General features: G+C 32.4%; 5 protein-coding genes and 1 pseudogene. 3 read left to right on the top strand and 3 right to left on the bottom strand.

The annotated features are described in order from the left end of the window. The 3 genes and pseudogenes from ACIQ2Z_RS12735 to murI all read left to right on the top strand — a co-directional run. Positions 1–300: pseudogene (locus ACIQ2Z_RS12735) on the top strand (OmpH family outer membrane protein); the annotation flags it as partial. An 18-nt stretch (positions 301–318) separates the two neighbouring features. After that, the gene (locus tag ACIQ2Z_RS12730; RefSeq protein WP_290858658.1) at positions 319–819 is read left to right on the top strand and encodes an OmpH family outer membrane protein; all 501 of its coding nucleotides are present in this window, start codon (positions 319–321) and stop codon (positions 817–819) included. Between the two features lie 81 nt (positions 820–900). Further along, positions 901–1,677 (top strand): glutamate racemase, encoded by a 777-nt coding sequence (gene murI / locus ACIQ2Z_RS12725; RefSeq protein WP_396184545.1) that lies wholly within the window; start codon positions 901–903, stop codon positions 1,675–1,677. Here murI and ACIQ2Z_RS12720 read toward each other — a convergent pair. From ACIQ2Z_RS12720 to ACIQ2Z_RS12710, 3 genes are all read right to left on the bottom strand, one after another. After that, positions 1,674–2,192, bottom strand: coding sequence for a gamma carbonic anhydrase family protein (locus ACIQ2Z_RS12720; RefSeq protein ID WP_396184544.1), 519 nt, complete (start codon positions 2,190–2,192; stop codon positions 1,674–1,676). The genes murI and ACIQ2Z_RS12720 overlap by 4 nt on opposite strands. A gap of 72 nt (positions 2,193–2,264) precedes the next feature. Then, positions 2,265–3,269, bottom strand: a complete 1,005-nt coding sequence (locus ACIQ2Z_RS12715) for a type IX secretion system membrane protein PorP/SprF (protein WP_396184543.1) — start codon at positions 3,267–3,269, stop codon at positions 2,265–2,267. 6 nt (positions 3,270–3,275) lie between these two features. Further along, entirely contained in the window at positions 3,276–3,404 is a 129-nt protein-coding gene (locus ACIQ2Z_RS12710; RefSeq protein WP_396184239.1) for a T9SS type B sorting domain-containing protein, read from the bottom strand. Between the last annotated feature and the right edge of the window lie 11 nt (positions 3,405–3,415).

Here is a 3,415-nt window from a genome sequence, read left to right as displayed (position 1 = left end):
GCAGCAAAAAAGAATGGCACAGTTTCTGATAAAGACAAACAAGAAAACGCTGAAGAAGGTTCTGAAACAACTGATAAGTCTTCGGAAGCTGTTGAAGAAAAAAGCAAATCTGACGAGCCAAAAACAGATGCCGCTGAGACAAAGAAAAAAGCGGAAGAAGAAAGACAAAAAAAATTAGACGAACGCAAAAAACAGCTTGAAGAAAGAAAACAAAAAATATTAGCCGACCGTGAGGCTGCCAAAAAAGTAAAAGAAGAAAAACAAAACGAAAACAAAGAAGAAAACAAAAACAATAATTAATTATAATAACTAGAAATGATGAAACAAATTAAGACTTTATTAATTGCTACTTTTTTATTTATTGGTGCCAGCCAATCTATTTCAGCTCAATCAAAAATAGCTCACGTTGATACTAATGAATTGATAAGCAAAATGCCTGCAATGATTGAAGCTCAAAAACAATTAGAAAATTTGAGTAAACAATATGATGCTGAATTTAAAACAATGGCAGATGAATATTATGCTAAATTGAAAAAATATGATGAAGAATCATCTACTGTAACTGCAAAAGTAAATGAAGACAGAGCAAAAGAAGTGCAAGACATGGAAAAAAGAATCCGTGACTACAGAGAAACTGCTCAAAAAGAATTACAAAAAAAGGAATCTGATTTGGCTAAACCATTAATGGATAAAATCAAAGCTTCGATTGCAAAAGTTGGTAAAGCAAAAGGTTTCAACTATGTAATTGATGTCAATTCAGCTATTTTTGCTGATGGAACAGACTTAACTTCTGATGTAAAAAAAGATTTAGGTTTTTAATTCTTAAACTTAAAATACATAATTAAAAACTGCTCACCCAAAATAACGGGATATGAGCAGTTTTTTATTTATTTTTGATACATGGTTAATAATAATCCCATAGGCCTTTTTGATTCAGGTGTTGGAGGAACCTCTATTTGGAAAGAGATTCACGCACTACTTCCTCATGAAAACACAATCTATCTCGCGGATAGTAAAAATGCCCCTTATGGTCAGAAATCAAAAGAAGAAATTATTGCGTTAAGTAAAAAAAACACTGAATTTCTTTTGAACAAAAATGCTAAAATTATTGTAGTCGCTTGCAATACTGCAACTACTAATGCCATAAAAGAACTAAGAGCCTATTATAAAGTTCCTTTTATTGGTATTGAACCGGCAATTAAACCCGCAGCAAATAATTCTGAAACACATACCATTGGTGTCTTGGCAACAAAAGGCACATTGAGTAGCGAATTGTTTAATCAAACTGTTCTCAATTATCCCAATACAAAAATAATAGAACAAATAGGTTATGGATTGGTTTCGTTGATAGAAGAGGGTAATATTGAATCTAAAGAAATGACTCAATTGCTCCATGATTATTTGAATCCTATGGTAAAAGAAAATATTGATTATCTTGTGTTAGGTTGTAGTCATTATCCCTATTTAATACCACAAATAAAAAAAATATTACCCAATCATATCAAAATAATTGATTCCGGAGAAGCTGTAGCCCGACAAACCAAAATCATCCTTTCAGATAAAGTAGGTTTAAGCGATATGAAAAAAAGCAAACAACTATTTTACACGAATTCAAATCCAATAGTACTTAAAAATTTAATTGGTGGAAAATACACAATTCTTGAAGAAAACTTTTAATTTTCTTCTTTGAACCAACTTGAATACATGATATAATTATTTGATATGCGTTCAATTTCACCTGCAAAATCAGACTGATTGATATTCTTCACTTTTTTTGCCGGTACTCCTGCATAAATTGAACCTGATTCTACTTTAGTATTTTGAGTAACAACAGCACCCGCCGCAATAATAGAATTGCTTTCAATCACACAATTATCCATTACAATAGCTCCCATTCCAATTAACACATTATCGTGAACCGTGCAACCGTGAACAATGGCATTATGGCCAATGGAAACATTATTGCCGATGATTGTAGGATGTTTTTGATAGGTGCAATGAATTATCGCTCCGTCTTGAATGTTTACCTTGTTTCCAATTTTAATAAAATGAACATCGCCACGAACTACTGCGTTAAACCATACACTACAAGACTTACCAAATTGAACATCTCCCACAATAGTAGCATTTTCAGCGACGTAACAATCTTCCGGAATTAAGGGTGATTTACCGTTTACTGTTTTTATTATCATAATAATTTAGTTAAAAAAAATCCCCAAACTTTTTTACAGTAAAGGGATTTTTATTTATAATTAGTTTTTTATTTAGTTAATAGCAGGACAATTACACTGGTACTTCTCTCGCTTACAGAATAAATTTATCCCTAAGGTGATTTGGTGAAAACCTGCATTATCAAATCGCACATTTCCAGTTAAATACGAATAGGTATAAGCAAACATAAACTGATTATAATTTACACCGATGATAGGAGTAAAATATTGTAAACGCTGTTCTCCTCGATTAGTTCCATCTAAAAACTCGGCACCATCTAATGTTCTTCTATACGATAATCCACCCCACATTCTTCCAAAATCTAACTCTTTATATACTTTCAAATTCAAATCAATTGATCTTTCTTTTGTAGCTTCCACTAATTGAAACATAACAGAGGGCTCCCATTGTATTTCTTCATTACTACCAAAAACATAACCAGCACTCCAGATATATTTTCGAATATTATCACTTTCAAATTCCGAATACAATTCTCTTCGGAAATTGTTTAAAAGATTTTTTACAGTAAAATGCGTGTAAAATTCTAAATAGTTATAAGATGCTCCTAAATCAACATTGAAATAAGAATCTTTTTGTAAAATGCCCCCAATATTTGGATCAAATGGTTGGTTGTCTAAGAAAGAAGTCTCATCCAATTGACTTTGTATCAAAGCCCCACTCAAACCAAATGAAAGCTGATTTAAATCCAACTCACTTCTGGAAAACATAATGTGGTGTGCATACGTAAGTTTTATTCCTTTTTGTGAATGGTATCCGTTTTTATCTGAAAATAAAATAGCTCCAACTCCAGATCGTTCTCCAACACTTGTATTAAAACTCAATGTGCTTAAGCTAGGAGCTTCCGCTTGTCCAAACCATTGTCCTCTTCCCGTTAATCTGACTTTTCCACAATTTGCCGCACCAGCCATTGATGGATGAATTAAATAATAATTATCGCTTAGATAATCAGAATAAACTGCTATTCCTTCTTGCGAATAAGTAAATTGTGTTAATACTAAAACTAGTAATAAATACTTTTTTTTGAGTTTAAGATTCATGGGCTTTTATCTTTTTAATGAAAAATGTGCTTTAAATACTTTTGCTTCTCCTTGCTCTTCATACTCCACCGTAAACCAGTAATCTGTTGAAGGCAGGGCTTCTCCGTTGAAGGTTCCGTCCCATCCTACTCCCATTGGGCTGATTT

This window comes from Flavobacterium sp., assembly GCF_044361015.1.
In the GTDB taxonomy this organism is placed as follows: Bacteria; Bacteroidota; Bacteroidia; order Flavobacteriales; family Flavobacteriaceae; genus Flavobacterium.
Note: the sequence above shows the minus strand (reverse complement) of the source record. Positions and strands in the feature narration are given on the sequence as shown.

Bases quoted from the DNA above. Each gene is read 5' to 3' on its own strand.
- ACIQ2Z_RS12710 (WP_396184239.1), bottom strand. From the start codon at position 3,404: ATGGGAGTAGGATGGGACGGAACCTTCAACGGAGAAGCCCTGCCTTCA.
- ACIQ2Z_RS12715 (WP_396184543.1), bottom strand. From the start codon at position 3,269: ATGAATCTTAAACTCAAAAAAAAGTATTTATTACTAGTTTTAGTATTA.
- ACIQ2Z_RS12730 (WP_290858658.1), top strand. From the start codon at position 319: ATGAAACAAATTAAGACTTTATTAATTGCTACTTTTTTATTTATTGGT.
- murI (WP_396184545.1), top strand. From the start codon at position 901: ATGGTTAATAATAATCCCATAGGCCTTTTTGATTCAGGTGTTGGAGGA.
- ACIQ2Z_RS12720 (WP_396184544.1), bottom strand. From the start codon at position 2,192: ATGATAATAAAAACAGTAAACGGTAAATCACCCTTAATTCCGGAAGAT.